Annotated in this window: 3 protein-coding genes; all 3 read left to right on the plus strand. The window is 62.3% G+C overall.

What is annotated here, in order from left to right; genetic code table 11:
• Window positions 1-323: hypothetical protein (locus tag HC022_RS26090; protein ID WP_254885275.1), on the plus strand; the 323-nt coding region annotated here is incomplete at its 5' end.
• Between the two features lie 10 nt (window positions 324-333).
• The gene (gene nuoH, locus HC022_RS26095) at window positions 334-1371 is read left to right on the plus strand and encodes an NADH-quinone oxidoreductase subunit NuoH (RefSeq protein ID WP_167454316.1); all 1038 of its coding nucleotides are present in this window, start codon (window positions 334-336) and stop codon (window positions 1369-1371) included.
• Between the two features lie 3 nt (window positions 1372-1374).
• Window positions 1375-1624 (plus strand): hypothetical protein (locus HC022_RS28865; protein ID WP_217704124.1); only part of this gene is annotated, 250 nt, incomplete at its 3' end.

Genomic DNA, 1624 nt, shown 5'->3' on the forward strand with positions numbered 1-1624 from the left:
AGCCGGCCCCGTTCGAGCCGGTCTACGAGGGCGTCGAGACGGCGCTGCTGGACGGCGACCTGGTGAATTTCTTCGTCGCGATGCGCGGCGCGCGTGGCTCCTCGGACGTCGAGGACTACGCGGAATGCGCTGCGGCGCAGTATGCGCTGATCCGGGGCTACGGCTTCGCGCGGCATCTGCGCACGAATGTCGCGCAAGAGGGTGGCCTCTGGCGCGGAGATGCTGTTTACACGATCTCGGCGGCGCTGCCGCGAGGGCTCAAGACCATCGACGCGGAAGTCGTCGCGCTGGCCTGTGCCGAGAACGGAATACCGATGGTGTGAGGGACACTTGATGGCAGACTTCTTCTCAACCCCGTTCGGAACCTTCGTGATCATCCTCGCGCAATGCGTGGCCGTCCTGGCCTTCGTGATGATCTCGTTGCTGTTCCTGGTCTACGGCGACCGCAAGATCTGGGCCGCGGTCCAGATGCGGCGCGGGCCCAACGTCGTGGGCACCTTCGGCATTCTCCAGTCCGTGGCCGACGCGCTGAAATACGTCGTCAAGGAAGTGGTGATCCCGGCGGGGTCCGACAAGGCCGTGTTCATCATGGCGCCGATGATTTCCTTCGTCTGCGCGATGATCGCATGGGCGGTGATTCCGTTCTCGGACGGCTGGGTGCTGGCGGACGTCAATGTCGCCATCCTCTACGTCTTCGCCATCTCCTCGCTCGAGGTCTACGGCGTGATCATGGGCGGATGGGCGTCGAACTCGAAATACCCGTTCCTCGGGGCACTGCGCTCGGCGGCGCAGATGATCTCCTACGAGGTCTCCATCGGTCTCATCATCATCGGGGTGATCATCTCGACCGGCTCGATGAACTTCGGCCAGATCGTGACCGCGCAGGACACCGGCTGGGGCCTCCTGGGCTGGTACTGGCTGCCGCATTTCCCGATGGTCTTCCTGTTCTTCATCTCGGCGCTGGCCGAGACCAACCGCCCGCCCTTCGACCTTCCCGAAGCGGAATCGGAGCTGGTGGCCGGCTACCAGGTGGAATACTCGGCAACGCCCTTCCTGCTGTTCATGGCCGGTGAATACATCGCCATCTTCCTGATGTGCGCGCTCACCTCGCTGCTGTTCTTCGGCGGCTGGCTGTCGCCGATCCCGGGCCTGCCGGACGGCGCGCTCTGGATGGTCGGCAAGATGGCCTTCTTCTTCTTCGTGTTCGCCATGGTGAAGGCGATCACGCCCCGCTATCGCTACGACCAGCTCATGCGACTCGGCTGGAAGGTGTTCCTGCCCTTCAGCCTCGCCTGGGTGGTCTTCGTCTCCTTCGCCGCCAAATTCGGCTGGTTCTGGGGGATCTTCGCCCGCTGGACCACGGGAGTGTAACCAATGACGGATCAACTCGAGTACGGCTTTCAAGCAGAACTGGCGGACCACATCTTCCGTATCTACCACCTCTCGGATGGAAGCTATGAGCTTGAGGTGGATGGAGCGAGATCGGGTCGGTGCGGCACTTTGGAAGCAGCGCGGAACAGCGCTGCTCAGTTCCTAGAGAGCATCGAATTCGCAGAACACAAATACACTCAACTTCTAAAGCCGAGCATGTGGAAAGAATTCTGCTATGACCCAGGCCCGGAGG

It is taken from the genome of Salipiger sp. HF18, assembly GCF_011806505.1.
GTDB classification, from domain to species: domain Bacteria; phylum Pseudomonadota; class Alphaproteobacteria; order Rhodobacterales; family Rhodobacteraceae; genus Salipiger; species Salipiger thiooxidans.

Excerpts from the sequence above, each read along its gene's own strand:
- nuoH (WP_167454316.1), top strand. The coding sequence starts at position 334 with ATGGCAGACTTCTTCTCAACCCCGTTCGGAACCTTCGTGATCATCCTC.